General features: G+C 53.7%; 9 protein-coding genes. 2 read left to right on the forward strand and 7 right to left on the reverse strand.

What is annotated here, in order from left to right:
- Positions 1 to 9 precede the first annotated feature (9 nt).
- Positions 10 to 3,231, forward strand: a complete 3,222-nt coding sequence (locus tag DMG62_03500; GenBank protein PYY24366.1) for a hypothetical protein — start codon at positions 10 to 12, stop codon at positions 3,229 to 3,231.
- A gap of 251 nt (positions 3,232 to 3,482) precedes the next feature.
- The gene (locus DMG62_03505; protein PYY24367.1) at positions 3,483 to 4,502 is read left to right on the forward strand and encodes a hypothetical protein; all 1,020 of its coding nucleotides are present in this window, start codon (positions 3,483 to 3,485) and stop codon (positions 4,500 to 4,502) included.
- A gap of 51 nt (positions 4,503 to 4,553) precedes the next feature.
- Here the strand turns inward: DMG62_03505 and DMG62_03510 are convergent, their stop codons facing one another.
- The 7 genes from DMG62_03510 to DMG62_03540 form a co-directional block, all read right to left on the reverse strand.
- A complete protein-coding gene (locus tag DMG62_03510; GenBank protein PYY24368.1) occupies positions 4,554 to 7,730 on the reverse strand; it encodes a hypothetical protein in 3,177 nt (1,058 codons plus the stop codon).
- Positions 7,731 to 8,452: 722 nt separating this feature from the next.
- On the reverse strand, positions 8,453 to 8,941 hold the full coding sequence (locus DMG62_03515; protein PYY24369.1) for a hypothetical protein: 489 nt from the start codon (positions 8,939 to 8,941) through the stop codon (positions 8,453 to 8,455).
- 32 nt (positions 8,942 to 8,973) lie between these two features.
- The gene (locus DMG62_03520) at positions 8,974 to 9,390 is read right to left on the reverse strand and encodes a hypothetical protein (GenBank protein PYY24370.1); all 417 of its coding nucleotides are present in this window, start codon (positions 9,388 to 9,390) and stop codon (positions 8,974 to 8,976) included.
- A gap of 165 nt (positions 9,391 to 9,555) precedes the next feature.
- Positions 9,556 to 10,329: a hypothetical protein gene (locus DMG62_03525; GenBank protein ID PYY24371.1), complete on the reverse strand. Its 774-nt coding sequence runs from the start codon at positions 10,327 to 10,329 to the stop codon at positions 9,556 to 9,558.
- 171 nt (positions 10,330 to 10,500) lie between these two features.
- The gene (locus DMG62_03530; protein ID PYY24372.1) at positions 10,501 to 10,926 is read right to left on the reverse strand and encodes a hypothetical protein; all 426 of its coding nucleotides are present in this window, start codon (positions 10,924 to 10,926) and stop codon (positions 10,501 to 10,503) included.
- Positions 10,927 to 11,025: 99 nt separating this feature from the next.
- Positions 11,026 to 13,611 (reverse strand): hypothetical protein, encoded by a 2,586-nt coding sequence (locus tag DMG62_03535; GenBank protein PYY24373.1) that lies wholly within the window; start codon positions 13,609 to 13,611, stop codon positions 11,026 to 11,028.
- A complete protein-coding gene (locus DMG62_03540) occupies positions 13,605 to 16,796 on the reverse strand; it encodes a hypothetical protein (GenBank protein ID PYY24374.1) in 3,192 nt (1,063 codons plus the stop codon). The genes DMG62_03535 and DMG62_03540 overlap by 7 nt, the downstream gene beginning before the upstream one ends.
- Between the last annotated feature and the right edge of the window lie 223 nt (positions 16,797 to 17,019).

The following is a 17,019-nucleotide window of genomic DNA, read 5'->3' on the forward strand; positions in this document are numbered from 1 at the left end:
AGTAAATCGATGCAGGCATCGCTCGCACCATCCATGCTATTCGCGAACCGCTGTTTAAGAATCGCTAGCATCTTTATCGTGCTCTGCGCCCTTGCGGCGCCATCGGCCGCTCAGGTAGTCGGTGCGACACTGTCAGGCACAGTGACCGACTCCTCGGGCGCAGTTGTACCAAACGCGCAAGTTACCGTTACCGGTGTGGAGACGGGCGTGACACGAACCGTGCCGACGAATGCTACCGGACTTTACAGCCTGCCGAATCTTGCGCCGGGACCATATTCGGTCAACATCGCGGCGCCCGGGTTCGCTACGGTTCAGCAGCCGCAGTTGACATTAATGGTCGGCGAGAAAGAAGTATTTAACGCGACCTTGCAGGTCGCGAAGGTCAGCGAAAATATCGAGGTCACGGCGGGCGCGCCAACCGTGCAACTCGCCAGCTCTGAGATCAGCGACGTCGTCAACGAGACCACCACGCGCGAGCTTCCGCTGAATGGTCGCGACTGGACGCAACTTGCTTCCTTACAAGCTGGCATCGCCAACATTCGCACTCAGCCTTCGGCCGCCGGTCTGAACAATCGAGGCAATCGCGGCTTTGGCTCGCAGTTGACGATCAATGGTGCGCGCCCGCAACAGAATAACTACCGCATCGACGGCATCAGCGTGAACGATTACGCCAATTCTGCGCCGGGTAGCACGCTCGGCGTCAGCCTTGGTGTGGACGCCATCCAGGAGTTCTCTGTCGTCTCCAGCAACTACTCGGCGGCCTACGGACTAACCTCGGGTGGCGTAATCAACGCCAGCACTAAGGCTGGCTCAAATGCGTTCCATGGCACCGCCTACGAGTTCCTGCGCAACGACAAACTCGATGCGCGCAACTACGTTGACACGGTACGGCCGCCTTTCAAACGTAATCAATTCGGAGCGTCCCTCGGTGGTCCGATCCGCAAGAACCATACGTTCTTCTTTGTCGATTACGAAGGGCTTCGCCAGGCATTATCGACAACCAACTTGACCACGGTTCCCTCATTGAACGCGCGTAACGGAATCCTCACCACGAGCAAGACGCCGATTACTGTTGATCCCGCCGTCAAGCCTTACCTGCCACTCTGGCACGTTCCGGATCCCGGGAGTGAAAAGGGCGATATCGGCACGTACAGCTTTGTCGGGAAATCGGATACGCCCGAAGACTTCATAACGGCTCGCGTCGACCACACTTTGTCGCAGAAAGACAGCGCACACGTCACCTATCTTTTCGACAACGCCAGCACCACGCTGCCGGACAACCTAAATGTTCTGCTGAACACCAACCGCACACGCCGCCAGACGGTGTCGATCGAAGAAAATCACGTGTTTACGCCGACATTCGTCAACGCCGTGCGTGTCGGCGCGAACCGTGAAGTCGCCGACACGCTCGACACGTTGCCGGGTGCGAATCCGCTGGGAAACGACCCATCACTCGGAGCCGGGCCCGGACTGTTCGCACCGCAGCTCAACGTTGGATCCGGGGTCACCCAATTCCAGGGCGGTTTGAATGGCACGTCGTTCGCTAACTATGGATTTACGACATGGCAATTCTACGATGACGCATTCTTAACGCGCGGAATCCATTCGCTGAAGTTTGGCTTCGCGTATGAGCGGATCGATTCCAACATGACGCTGAGCGCGTCGCCGGACGGGATTTTTCGCTTCAACTCTCTTTCCGATTTCCTCCAGAACAAACCGCTATCCCTTCAAATCCAGCTCGGCGGAGCAAACCCGCGTAATCTGCGGCAGAGAGTCTTCGGCGGATATTTCGAAGATGACATCCGGCTGGCGTCGAACCTTACGGTCAACGCCGGGTTGCGTTACGAGCCAGCGACGGTTCCGACCGAAGCACACGGGAAGGTTGCGAATCTTCGCACCTTGGACTCACCCCAGGTCTTCAGCGGCGATCCGTATTTTCACAATCCGACGCTCAAGAACTTCGACCCTCGAGTTGGCTTCTCGTGGGATCCATTCAAGAATGGAAAGACGGCGATTCGCGGCGGGTTTGGCTTCTTTGACATGCTGCCGCTCACTTACCAGTTCAATCTGATGGACGCCTTCTCGGCGCCGTTCTTTCTCTTTCCCACGCTGAACAATCCGCCTGCGGGTTCGTTCCCGAAAGGGGCGCTGCCACTGATACAGGCCGGCGGCGCCTTGCGCGCCGATTTTGTGGACTTCAATCCGGCGCGGTCGTATGTAATGCAGTGGAACCTGAATGTCCAACGTGAAGTCGCACACAATTTGACGGCGATGGTCGGCTACGTAGGTTCGCATGGCGTGCACCTGCCGTTCCGAACGACCGACGCGAACGCGGTGCCGCCGACGCTCGCGCCGCAGGGTTACGTTTGGCCGTGTGGCGGCGCGATCGTCAACGGGATTTGCTCGAAGCCCGGCACAGGAACGAAGGTCAACCCAGCATTTGGGCAGATCGACGGTCAAACGTTCACTGCCGGTTCGGCCTACGATGCGCTGCTGATCTCCGTGAAAAGGACGCTGGCGCGCGGCCTGCAATTGCAAGGTTCATACACCTGGGCGAAGAGCCTCGACACGAGTTCGTCGGTTATCGCCGGCGGCCCCTTCCAGAACTCCATTTCCGGCGGACTCTTTGCCGTACCTCTGCGTGGTCCGTCCGACTTCAATCTCGCCCACAACCTTGTGCTGAACGGCATCTGGCAGATTCCGGGACACTATAGAAATGCTGCCGTCACAGGGCTGTTGGGCGGCTGGGAGGTCGGCAGCATCTATCAGATCAGCGATGGCATGCCGTTTACTCCGCAAATTTCCGGTGACGCACTTGGACTCACCACGAGCACTACGATTGACCTTCCAAACCGCGTGAGATCTGCGGGATGCGGGACAGCCGTTAACCCGGGCGATTTCGCTCACTACATCAAAACGGAGTGCTTCACGTTCCCGAACCCCAGCACGCTGCTGGGCAATGCCGGCCGAAATAGTTTGACGGGGCCGGGACTGCAGGAACTGGACTTCTCGCTCTACAAGAACATCCCGCTGCGGTTTATCTCCGAAGCTTCGAAGCTGCAATTCCGCAGCGAATTCTTCAACGCCACGAATCACACGAACTTCGGTCCGCCCATCACGAACAACAAGTTGTTCGACACAAAAGGCAATGCGATTACTCTGGCCGGCAAGCTCGACACGATGGCGACGCCGGCGCGTCAGATTCAGTTCGGACTAAAGCTGATCTGGTAAATCGCGACTTGAAACATAGGACACCGAACGCCGACAAAGCTGGTGAGCCAATCCGACTTTGGCGGACAACCTCTCAGACAAGTTCGTGCGAGGAGGACGACGTCATCTGCAACTGACGTCTGTGCACTAACAATTCTGCTTTCGATGATGTCTTTGACTTGACTTCACGAAATCACGCAACTAAGGCTCCGCCGCACGCACTGGCCGGAAGAAATGTCGGTGGGGGCTGCAATTCTTGTTCAGGAGAGTGGATGAAACGCATCGTGAGACTGTTCGGAACCGTGTTCGCGCTCATGGTTTTGGGCGTGGCGACCATGGGAGGCCAGGAAACTCTCAAATCGCAAGCTGATCTGGAGAAATTCATCAACATGGATGCCAAGGATGCGAGCACTCAATTTGAATTGCTCATCCAGGGCCTCTATCAGCAGCAGGTTGCGTCGGCTCTGATTCTCTTCAACCAACGATACGGCGACCGGATCCAAGTCGACACCGTTCAGTTCCCTTCGGAGAAGCTGTTGACTATTCCCGGCTACATCTTCTCTCTGAAAAATCGCGACAAGGGGAAGCGATATCCGGGTGTGGTGCTCGTGCACGGTGGCTTCCATGATCGCTTCGATACCTATATCTTTCCCCTTCTCAACGCGATTGTTTCCGCCGGATACGTCGTCATCTTCCCCGAGTACCGCGGCAGCAGCGGATACGGTGAGAATCATTACCAAAACGCCTATGGCACAATCGATGTCACCGATACGATTGCCAGCGCTGACTTCCTGGCCAAGCAGGACTATGTGGATGGGAATCGCATCGGGATTGTGGGTCACAGCCGCGGAGGCATGGTCACGCTGCTGTCAATCGAGAGGGCGCCGCAACGTTTCAAGAGCGCGATCGAAATTGCCGGTTTGACTGATTTCGTCGCGTACATGAGCTACAAGCCCGACTACCGGCGCGCCGAGGTTGCAAAGGAAGCGTCATTTGGCGGAAAGCTGCCGTACGAAAACCTGGAAGCATACATCCGCGTATCCCCGATCAATCACGTGCAGGACATCCAAACACCATTGTTGGTGCTGGCAAACACATTTGACCAGACAGTTCCATTCGTGCTGCACTCCGGGCGCTTGATCGACTCATTAAAAGCTCAGGGAAAAACCTTCGACTCGCACGTCTACACTAACGCTCCCGGAGGCCACATGTTTCCCTTCGCCGATACAGATGAAGGGCGCGACTGCCTTCGCAGGACGGTGGCGTGGTTAGGCAAGTATCTCGGCCAATAACGCGGACTGATCGGACGAAAATTGCTGCAGCGCGATTCGGAATGCCGACGATCACCAAATGAGCTTTAGCGCGACCTGGATTTGTCGCGATGTCGTAGCAGTCGCGTCAATTAACCCGGCGGTGGCGAGTCGATTACCGTTAGTGTCAAAAATCGTGTTGTTGTGCAGCGGAGAAGCGAAATTAGGATGGTTGAGAACATTGAACATCTCCACTCGAAATTGTGCATTGAAGTTCTCCGAGATTTTGTGGATGGGATTGTTCTTGAAAATTGAAAAATCAAAATTGGACAATCCCGGTCCAATTAAAGTGTTTCGCCCAGCAGTGCCGAGGCGGGTTCTCGGATTCGGAAATGCAAAGCACTGTGTCTTGATGTAATTGTTTGGGTTGCCCGGATTAACCAGTGACTTACATTCGGGCGTGAACAGCCGATCAGGAAATTCAATCGTATCTGAGCTGTTTAGACCCACCGGGTCTCCTCCCAAGATTGCCGTAAAGGGTAGTCCACTACTCGCCTGGTATATGCCCCCAAGCTCCCAACCGCCTGCTAGAACATTCAAGAATCCCGCTGAGGATGGACTCGGAAGCCGCCACGTGTAATTAATTACGAAGTTCTGTCGTATATCGAAGTCCGAAAGGCCGCGACTTAGTTTCAAATCGAAGAACGGTAAGCTCGTTATCGAGTTCAGAAACGGGTCACCAGCGAGAGAGGCAGAGCCGGAGTCGATACTTTTCGACCAAGTGTAAGAACCGCCGACTTCCAATCCACGGCTCAATTTCTTCGTTACCCTTAACTGCATTCCGTGGTAGATGGAAGAATCATTCCAAGTCAACGAACTGATCTGGCCCAAGTTTGGGTTTAGTGTCTTGCCGCTGCCAGCCGGAGAAGGCCAAAAGTAGCCATCTGCTGTATGGGCAATGGGCAGAACAATGTTCATGTCATCAACTCTGAATGGTTGATGTACTCCACGGCTGCCGACGTAGCCTATTTGTGCGGTAACAGTTGGCGTCAATTGGGTCTGAACATTCAGATTCCACTGCATCACGTAGTTACGAGGTGGATTTGGGTCCATATGAAAGAAACGGAGGCGGTTCGGTCCCAATAACGGAAAGGCTCCCGTTGGGAACGTACCTTGCGCTAAACCCGTGATATTTCCTCTTTCAAAAAATGGAGCCGCAAGTATGGAGAGCAATTCAAATTGGTATGTGAGTGGCAGGACGTCATAGATTCCAAAGGCACCACGGACTGCCGATTTTCCGCGTTTGAAGGGGTCCCAGGAGAGGCCAACTCGCGGCTCGAAGTTCCGCAGAGTGGGATTGGCGAAATACGGTGACCCCAAGAAGGGTTGAGTATCAGTTACGTTTCGTAGATTGCTGAGCTTGTTATTCGTTTCGGTTGGAACCGATGCCATTTCGTAACGCAGCCCGAGGTTGGCTGTGAGGTTCGAGAAGAGCTGTACGTTGTCCTGAACGTATCCTGCCGCAATCGTTTGCCGTAAGTCCCTAGGAGTGATTAAACCAGGTAGGGCGGCATTAAAAGATCGCGGCTTGTTGGTTAAGAAATTCAGCAGCGATCCAAATTGGAAATTGCCGCTGGGATTCGATCGTCCAAGTTGATTGGCTTGGATGCGTTCGACATATCCGCCGAAAGAAAAGGAATTTCTTCCTCGAGTCAGAAATACATCGTCATACAACTGGAAGGTGTTGAAGTGGTAATCGAACTCTCCGGTTGCACCTAGTCCGCCCGGAAAAATCGGCAGGCCCGAGACATTGATGAGTCCCACGTTACGTCCGGGCAAGAAACCTAAAGATGGATCCTTTGCCAGAGTGTTAATCGCCGAAAGAGTCTTAGGGGACTCGGAAATCACTCGACTGAATCCAAATCGCAGGGAATTGATGGCATTCGGCGTGAACGTGTGAGTATGGTCAAGCGTTACCAGCTCCCGCCTTGAAATGGATTCCATGAGAACGAAGTTGTAGACATCGGGATTCGTGATATTGCTGTCATCGAACATGAATGTTGCGGCAAGATTGTCCTTCTCCGACAGCTTGCCATCTAGCCGAGTCGTAAAGAAGTTCTCTCGTGACACTTGAGGAATGGAGAAGGTGAACGTAGCAAAGTCACCCGATGCAGGGCCGTTAGGCAACGGAAAGATGGCTAGAAAAGGCTGAACCTTTGGATCGACAGTTAGATTCCCACTAGTCAATTGGCCGCTGCGCGCTGCGACTGAGGGTACTGTGGATCGTTGCGTTATGTTTAGGCTTTGGCGAAGTCCCTCGTAGTCACCAAAGATGAATACCCTGTCTTTTCGAAATGGCCCACCAGCTGTTGCGCCGAACTGATTGCGTTTAAAGGGCGGCTTTTTTAGATCGAAATAATTACTAGCGTCGAGCGCACTGTTGCGTAGGAATTCATAAGCAGAGCCGTGGAACGTGTTTGTTCCAGAACGTGTGACGGCGTTAATGACGCCTCCCGACGTGCGCCCATAATCCGCCGTAGCGTTGCTTGTCACCACAGAAAATTCCTGAATCGCATCAACGCCTAAGTCTCCACCAAGAACACTGCCGGGACCACCATTTGAGTAATCGTTGATGTTGATTCCGTCCAATCGATAGTTATTTTGCTGTGGTCGGTTTCCGCCCACGGTGAGTTGGGTTCCGAATCCACGATTGCTTCTTTCAAAGCCACTGGTCGCAGCGACGTTCTGCGTACGAACCGTGGCAACGCCAGGCTCAAGGTTTGCAAGTAGCGTCCAGTCTCTCGCATTCAGCGGCAACTCGCGCACGATGTTTGAGCCTATTACAGCGCTCATCGTGGAACTCGACGTTTCAATGGAAGGCACTTCCTCCTTAATCTCAACCCTTTCGATAACGCTTCCGACAGGCAATCGCAAGTCGATGACAAGTTCGACACCAACGTCGAGTTGAACACCTGCCCGAACAACCGTCGCAAACCCAGTAGCTCCGGCCGCAATCTCGTACGTACTAGGTGACAGATCCGGCGCACGGTAGAGGCCATCACTGTTCGTCGTGACCACTCGGACCGAGCCGGTCGCGACGTTCTTGATCGTTATGTTCGCCCTGGGAACACGCGCTCCAGAAGTATCTGTGACGGTACCCAGAATCGTCCCAGCCGCGACTTGCGACCATAGATTGCTTGCCAACAGAGGAGCAAGAACCACAACTGCCAACCAGTGAAGCAAAAGGCACAATTGTTTCTTCGAGTGCATTGACAATGCCTCCTCTCAAGCTGCGGGACAAGGCCGATTTCGGAAGACGACGCGACTGAGTGGCGATTCGCCAAAATAGGAGATCGAGAACCGCTTCAGGCGTAAGTGGTTCTTGCGGTATCGGAACTCTGTTCGTCGCCGCAAAGCATAGCTCTGCAGAACAGAAACATAAGATTAATTGTTATTTATCAGCCAACCGCTATCCGAAGCTGCATTGATCGTCCATGCTAATGCTCGAATAGAGAACCATCACGGATGGAGAGCGGATGCCGCAGTTACCTGATGATGCGCAAGAAGTTAGTAATGTGGTTGCGAGTCTCGCCAGCTTGCGTTGGCAGAGCCCAGGTGAATCAGGTTCGCGAATAAACGCACACCGCCTGGAACTCCGAATTGGAGCTGACGGTAGAGAGAGTAGCCGTTGTAAACCCATAGTCCATTGCCGTAATGGGCCATCAATTAACCCCCGGCCTGTGGCTTCTGTCCTTGATCATGCGTCGAAAGAATTGGAATGTATCTGTCATCCCATGACGCCAAGAATCGGAGTCCTCGTTTCTCGACCCACCCTTGAAAGTCTGTTGGGAGCCGATTTTGTTGGGCTGGTTCAGGACTGCATGATTTGGCTGAAGAACCTCGATCTGTGAGTCCTCTTCAGTCACGTCCTGGGCCGCGCCGGCTGCTGAATACCGGTAAGGCCCAAAGCTTTCGTCGAATTCTTCTGTGTTTTATTGTGCAATCAGAACGCCTCCGCTTTTCACGTACTTCCAGCGATCGTAGGAAAGCACACTGCCGGTGAGAGGAGCTGTGATCAGCGTCAAGGGATCGAGTGCGACGACATTGATCACCTTGCCGTTGTCGTTCATCTCGCGAGTCACATCGATGTTGAACGATGCCCGCCTATTGAGCGGACCGCTCACGTTTCCGCCGACTTCGTGCAAATGGAAAGGAGCTTTCTCTGCCGCATATGGATTGCGCGAGTTCCAGAAGTCGTTCGCGAAGTTGTAGCCAAACGTGCCATGAAACTTGTCCGAACCGGGCTTAGTGAAGATTTCGATTCGGCCAAAACCGAGTTTGTCGTACTCCGGAGAAAACGGATTCTGGTTGATGCGAATCTCGCGAATCGCGTTCTTCAGTGGCAACTGGCCACCACTGAATCCATCGATGTAATCCCCCTTTGGTCCGGCAGCAGGTCCCGCCAATAGCCTGAAGATCATCCGCCAGGTCGTTTGGATTGTCGGACAGCGCGTCAAGGTCCGCTCCCCTGATTACCGTCGCGCTCGCATTGCTTCCGGCGTCCGTATTGATCGTGGGTGAAGAATCTTCCTCGACAGCGATCTGCTGTTTTACTGTGACCACACTCAATACGAGATTCAAACTGCACGCCCGCCTTCAGCGAGATCTGCGCTGGTTGCCGTAGCGCCAAGTCAGGCGCCGATGCCTGCAGCGTGTAATTTCCGAGCGGCACATCGCTGAATGAATACGAGCCATTGCTATCTACCGTACTCGTCTTCGAAAGTCCGGCAGCCGGTTCGCTAAGTGTCACTTGAGCGCCAAGAACGATAGCGCCGGTTTCATCTGTCACTTGGCCTCGGAGTGTTGCCTTCTGTGCGAACACGGGCAGTGTCAGCAGCAAGGCGCCTGCCAAAAAGGAAATCAGCTTCATCAGACTCCGTGAATCAAGCTTTCAGACTTACCGAGCGTGATCGTAACAGCAAAGTCTTAAGGCTTTCTGAAAGAACCTATGAATGCATTTTGCCGGCAGAAAGGGGTGACGTGAACGCGATTGTGATGCGCCTATCATTTTCGGAGCGAGAAACTCAACTCGATTTTAGTGAGAATGGACGTTTAGATCGCGGGATAGCATCAACTTTAGAGTTACCCTATCGGCGCCTCCGCTCCAGCCCACGCCGATTCCCGTCTCGACATTCACGAATCTGCTATTACGATCCAAGACCGCCCAAGTTTCATGGAACTGCCGGTCGGAAGGAACGAAGCCACGCAGTTGACCGAAGCCGTCGTATTCCTCTACGGCGACCGCCCATTTGCTGCTGAGATTGTAAGCAGCTCGTCCTGCCGGATTAAATTCCAGACCTTTCACGCCTCCGGTGTAATCCGTATCCATAATTGGGTTGTAGATGAGATCCCAACGATGAAGGTGTAGACCGACAATGGGTCGAAGCTCAGACGTAATGCGTCTCCCTTCCCAATAAAGAGCATTGACGCTGAATTCGAAATTCAGCCCGTAAAACAACTTGCGATCATGAGCGTGAGAACTTACGAAGAGCTCGCGAATCTTGAATCCATTAAGAGTTGCGCCATGATTGGTTGAGTTGAAACTGTACACGGGGAGATACAAGCCTTGTTCGAACCATGGCTTCACGCCGTAAGCCCATTCCGCAGCGCCGTTGACGGAGTCGTTGGCGATGATGCCTCCGAGAAATGCGGGAGTTTTCCGGCCGACAGGAGTGAAGTTGGTGTGGATCATCAAATTGAAGACTCCCGGCTCAGCAATTTCGGCATCGTACACCTGGATTTCGTCCGTTTGCGAAAAAGTCGTTGCCGACATCGCAAGGAACCCAATCGCGATTGGCACCCACAGCAAGGACCTCGATAGGGTTTGAAGCCGTCTCAAGTTTAAGTCTCCGTAATCACTTGAATCCGACCAAAACTCAACGTCGGGCTTCGCTGATGCCAATTTACAACGTACTCAATTCCCGCTTTGATGTACATGTTGGGGCAGATCATTCACGAGAATAAAGTCATCGGGAATCTTTCATAACTTGAGGCGGCTTTTTGCCAAATCCACGCTGCTACTGACAAATCGTTTATCTCCCATAACGGTCCTGATTGCAACGAAGAGTTCGCTTCCGGCATCGGACTTAACGAGATAGCCATGAGCGCCTGTGCCTAGAGCTCCCCATACAACCTCCGGATTTCGACCCATGCTGACAAAAAGAATTTTGGAATTGTCCGAGAGCTTTCGGATTCTGCGAGCGGCTTCGATTCCGTTCAGCTCCGGAAGCACAATATCTAGCAAAATCAAATCTGGTTTCAGTTGTTCGGCATCCTTAACTGCCTCTAACCCATCCACCGCTTCGGCGACTATCTCCAAGTCCGGCTGTGTTTGAAGCGCCGTTGAGACGTAACGACGCCAAGGTTCATAGTCATCCACCACGAGTACCCGAATTTTCACAGACAATCCCTACCGAGCCACAACCCAGAGCGCATCGTTCCGGGACGCGAATGCTCGACATCAACGATGGAGGAGGTGAAGAGATCCCTCATGGTGAGCGAGAAGTTACTTTGGTTGGGAGTCTCGCCAACTTGCCTTGTCAGAGCCTAGCTGAATAAGATTCGCGAACAAACGTACACCGCCGGGAATTGCGAACGCGAGTTGGCGGTATAGAGAGTAGCCGTTGTAAACCCACAACCCATTGCCGTATCGGGCCGTCAACAAACCACCGGCTTGAGGCTTCTGTCCTTGGTCATGTGTTAACAGAATTGGAACGTATCTATCGTCCCAGGACGATAAGAACCGGAGCCCTCGTTTCTCGACCCACCCTTGAAAATCCGATGGGCCGATCTTGTTGGGTTGGTTTAGGACAGCGTGATGTGGCTGAAGAATTTCGATCGGAGAGTCCTCTTCAGTCACGTCCTGAGCCGCGCCCGCCCCGGCGTATGGATACGGCCCGAAGCTTTCGTCGAATTCCTCAGTGTTGTATTGCACAATCAGGACGCCTCCGCCTTTCACGTATTCAAGCAAGCGCCAGTTGTAAGCCCTGAGGTCCTCTCGCGCTAGGTAGGCGCGTACTCCCAAAACGATCGTACCGTAACGGGAAAGGTCACTTTGCGCTAACGCTCCGCGGTCGAGCAGATCGACATCGATGCCGAGCAAGCGCAGTGAATCCGGAACCTCATCTCCTGTGCCCATCACGTACCCGACTCGCACATTCGGAATCACCACGTTGACCGCACGGACCAGCAACGTCGCGGCATTCTCCATATATACCGTTTCCAGTCCCGGTTCTGTTACGGGCACGAAGCTGTTCCGATAACTTTTTCCGTTTAGTTCAGCTACTGCTTGAATGTGATATTCAGAATCTTTCGCATCCGAAGGAGCCACCAGTTCAAAGACAACGTCTGCCTCCTGGTCCTGCTTTTGGAATGCAAAGGATGCCGATTCCGGCTCCGACCGCCAGCCCTGCGGGAGCTCTAGATGAACGGTTCCTTGATTTTGACCGTTCACGTAATTGCGAATCGAACAAACAACTTTTTGTCGCTGGCGGCCCAGCGGAAACCCAATCGCCTCAGGATGAAAGCGAACAGAAACCGGTGGGGCAATGGCAACTTCGTGTCGATACTGTGTCCCAATCTTTCCGATCGAACTTGTTTCTACGTTTGCGCTGATCACAGAGTCTACGCCGCTAATCGAATATGTCAGTTCGGCCTTGAGAGGATCTGGAGTGATCGGTTCACCCAACAGTTCCCGCCGGGTGATGCGATAGAAGCCCTCATCCGGGGAATTGCGGACCCAAAAGGCGCTAGTGAAACTCGTATCGTGCGGAAGCGTTATTTCGAATCGATTCGGCGCCAACTCTGCTATCTTCCAGTCTGCCGGCCCGCGCAGCCGAGTCTGCTTCAGATTCACCTTTGCACTATCAGCAGCATGGAAATTAGTTGTGACACGAAAGCTGTCTCCCGGCACAAAGGTTAACGGTGTTCGGATCGCTTTGTACTCGCCCGAGCTGCGTCCTGGCTTCGCCGGTTCAACTAAAGCTTCGAACTCCAGGCCCAAGGCTTGAGACAATGCGGTTTCAAGTTGACGCTCCTTGAGCTCGAGATCGAAATTCTTGGCGTCTGACTGCCTCAGACGTCGTACTTCGATGAGAGCCGCACTCAAATGTGGAACACACGTTTCCGGGTGCTGTGCATCGAACCCTTTCGTCGCCGCCTGGACGTGCTTTTCTAGTATCGGGTACTTGGCCAAAGAAACATCGATGCGCTCGAAGAGCTCTGACTCCTTGTCGGCCATTCCCACTTTTGAAGCAATGAGCTTGTAATAACTCACCGAGGGCCAGCCGACAGGGAGTATGGCACCGGCAGCGGCTTGAGAAATCTGTTGTCCTAAGCCCTCGTTCGCGATGTCTCCATAAGTGCGTCCCAGTATCGGATCGTACATCCCCGAATCGATCTTGATTGTCCAGTCGTCTTTTTCTGTTCGATTATCGTTATAAAACTTCAAAGGCTGCCATGCTGACAATCCTTCGGCGATCTGCTCAGGGAAGCGCGTCGGATCGCCGGCCGCATCGAATGCCTGTCGGGCAACGAGTCCGTCGATCTCGTGATTCCCTAATCTGTCACCCGGATTGCCCTGCCAGCGTGAAAGCACAATGTGCGGGCGCTCTCGGCGGATAAATCGGACCATGTCGCGCAGCGCGTCTTCTTCATTCCAATAACGCAAGGTTTTCGCTAGTGTCTTGGATAGGCCGAAATCAAGGAAGCGTGACATACGAAGCCTAGCGCCGTAGTACTCGCTGGACCGCATCATCTCCAACGTGCGGCGAATGCCAAGTGGCGGACCGGCATCGCTGCTGACAGCGTCACCAGCAGCTTCGCCGCGACTCAGAGCAAGAAGGCTGACCTCGTATCCCTTCCCACGCGTAAGCATGGTGACGGTCCCGCCATCTTCATCGTCGGGGTGCGCAATCATGTACACAACACGGCCGGTAGTCTGCAGCTTGCGCAAAGATTGAGCCAGGGCGGTAGAACCGCGGTCTTCAGGCAAACGTGAACCTGCGCTGGCTGAGTCTAGAGTAGCGAGCAGAGCTGCAGCTACAAAGGCAATGGCGACCCTGAGTTTTGCACGTTTTCTGTCGCTCACCATGTGAGCTTTAGAGCGAATTGAAGCTGTCGCGACGTCGTCGAAGTCGAATCGAGCTTTCCACTTGAAATCACATTCCCAGTTTGATCAAAGAACACGCAGCACGCTGAATTTTGGGCATTGTTTTTGAGCGGCGGGGCAAAGTTAGTGTGGTTCAAGATGTTAAAGGCCTCGACGCGAAACTGGACATTGAACTGTTCGGAAATCCTGCGAATGCGATTGTTCTTGAAGACCGAAAAGTCAAAGGCTGATAAACCGGGACCTCTGAGAATATTCCGGCCCGCATTGCCGAGGCGGTTACTGGGATTGGGGAACTGGAAGCAATGAGTTCGAACATAATTAATCGGATCACCGGAATTGGTGAGCGAATCGCAAGCCGATCCCCGAATCCTGTCAGGATAATCAAAGACGATCCCGTTGTTCACGCCAAGCGGGTCTCCGCCTACCAGCGCGCTGAATGGCTCTCCAGTGCTAGCTTGATAAATTCCGCCTAACTGCCACCCGTCGGTGAGCCAGTGCGCGAGGCCAGAAAACGTTGACGGAGAGGGAATTATCCACGTGTAGTTAATCACGGCATTGTGGGTGATGTCGAAATCCGAGACACCGCGAGTCAGTCTCACATCAAAAAAAGGAGGACTTCCAATGGCATTCGCTAACGCGTCTCCGGCGAGCGTAGAGGACCCATCATCGATGCTCTTAGACCAAGTGTAAGACCCACCAATTTGGAAACCGTGTGCCATTCGCTTGGAGAGACGGACTTGTAGAGAATGGTAAATGGAATTGTTATCCCAAAACAGCGCGCTGATCTGTCCCAAACTGGGGTTAAGCACTTTGCCGCTGCCGACGGGGGAAGGCCACACGTATCCTTGCTGCGTTAGCGTAGGGAGCACCATATTGGCGTCTTCGGTGCGATATGGCAGGTGAACACCTCTTGAACCTACATATCCGACGAGCGCCGTAAGGTTCGGGGCAAGTTCGCGCTGAATATTGAAGTTCCATTGGAAGACGTACGCGCGCGAAGGGTCTGGGTCCACATGCGCGTAGCGGAAAGTCGTTGCTCCTAAGCGCGGAAAGGCTCCGGTTGGAAAACTTCCCTGCGCCAGTCCCGTCACCCGCCCTTGAGCAAAAAACGGAGCTGGCAAGATCGTCAGGGTCTCAAACATGTAGGTGAGCGGTAAGACGTCATACATCCCAAGCGCTCCGCGTATCGCGGTCTTGCCGGTGCTGAAAGGATCCCAGGAAAACCCGACGCGCGGTTCGAAATTGAGCAATGTTGGGTTAGAAAAGTATGGTGAACCAAGGTGAGGTGCGGCATCCGTCAGATTGCGAAGATTCGATAGTTTTCCCGCTACCTCGGTCGGCACGGTGGCCATTTCGTACCTGAGCCCGAGGTTAAAAGTCAGGTTCTGACGAAAGTGGATGTCATCTGCTGCGTAAGTCCCGAAGATTGTCTGTCGTAAATCACGGGGCGAAATCAATCCGGGGATTGCGGCCGTAAAAGCCGTGGGCTTGTTGGTGAGAAAGTTGGCCAATGAACCGAACTGGAAGAAACCGGCGGGATTTGCTCTGCCTTCCTGATTCGCCTGAATGCGTTCGATTACGGCGCCGAATTTCAGGCTGTGTGCACCTTTCGTTACGAACGCGTCGTCATATACCTGGAAAGAATTAAAGTGAAAATCGTATTCGCCGGTCGCGCCGAATCCACCTGGATACTGAGTCAAGCCCGGGACCTGAATCTTGCCGACATTCTTGCCCGGTACGAAACCCAACGTGGGATCTTTCGCTGCGGCATTGATGGCGCTCAATGTTTTTGGGCCGTCGGACAGAACCCGGCTGAATCCAAAGCGTAGCGCATTAACAAAGTTCGGACTGAAGGTGTGTGTTTCCTCCAGGCTCACGAGCTGGCGCCGCGATTCGGCAGCCATCACCACAGCATCGAAAGGATCTGGCGACGAGTTTGTGCTCGTGTCAAACATGTAGGTGCCGGCTAGGGAATCGTTACTCGAAAGCTTATGATCGACTCGCCCGGTCGCAAAATCCTCATTTGCCACCTGAGCGGTGACAAGCGTGAACGTGCCGAAATTGCCATTGATGGCGCCGTTAGGCAGCGGGTACAAAGCCAGATATGGCTTCACATTTGGATCGACAACAACGTTTCCAGTCGTCAGCTGTCCGTTGCGAGCGTTCGGCGATGGAACGGAGTCGACTTGTGTAATGCTCAAGCTTTGGCGTAAACCTTCATAGGACCCAAAGAAGAACGTCCGGTCTTTGAGAATCGGACCTCCGAGGCTGCCGCCGAACTGATTTCTTTTGAAAGGCGGAACTTGAGGACCGTCAAAATAGTTACGCGCATCCAGTGCACTGTTGCGTAAGAATTCAAAAGCAGAACCATGAAGTCTATTGCTGCCCGACCGTGTGATTGCGTTCACGATCCCACCTGAGCTACGGCCATACTCGGCGGAAGGATTGTTGGTGATGACCGAGAACTCCTGAATGGCATCTACGCCGAGGTTCGCACCAAGTACGCTGCCTGGCGCTCCATTGGAAGAGTCATTAATGCTTATACCGTCTAGACGATAGTTGTTCTGCTGCGGGCGCGTTCCACCGACGGTGAGTTGCGAGCCAATCCCTCGGATAGTGCGATCATTCGCTCCGGAGGCGAGCGGCATCTGAGTTCGCACTGGCGCAACTCCGGGCTCGAGTGTGGCGAGCGAAGCCCAGTCACGGCCATTAAGTGGGAGTTCACGCATTTCGGTGCCGCTCACTATTGCGCTAATAGTCGCAGTGGTCGTTGTGACGCCGGACTGCTCCCCAGTCACCTGAACAGTTTCAGTCGCGTGGCCCACACGTAGCTGAAGATCAATCTGCAACTCTTGGCCGACATCAACCGTGACATCGTTGCGGACAGCGGTTGCAAATCCAGTGGCGGAGACACTGATCTCGTATTTCCCGGGAAGGAGATTAGGTGCTCGGTATAGCCCGTCCTGATTGGTCGAGACTATACGGCTGAGGTCGGTGGCTTGGTTCTTGACGGTGACAGTTGCTTTTGGAACGACCGCGCCACTGGTATCGATGATGGTGCCCAGAATTGTGCCGCCAGTGACTTGCGCAACTATCCGAATTGAACCGCAGAGCAGCAACAACGCGCACGCAGATGCGACGAAAACACGGCAATGTGGGAGTCTCATTTTTCTTCTTTCTGCCACAGCGATTTGCGGAACGGATTAGGCCTGGTGCTTCCGTCAGAATTCATGAATATGTCCGCCCGTCAGGTGCGGTTCTGCAGCAGAACGCAAACGGGCGGCATAATAGTGCCGAAGGTCTCGAACAATCCAATTAATTTCTTTTAAGGTTGGCGATACTGAGAGAAGGCTATTTAGACGAAGCACGCTGGAGCGCGCAGGAACTTCA

This window comes from Acidobacteriota bacterium (assembly GCA_003225175.1).
In the GTDB taxonomy this organism is placed as follows: domain Bacteria; phylum Acidobacteriota; class Terriglobia; order Terriglobales; family Acidobacteriaceae; genus Gp1-AA112.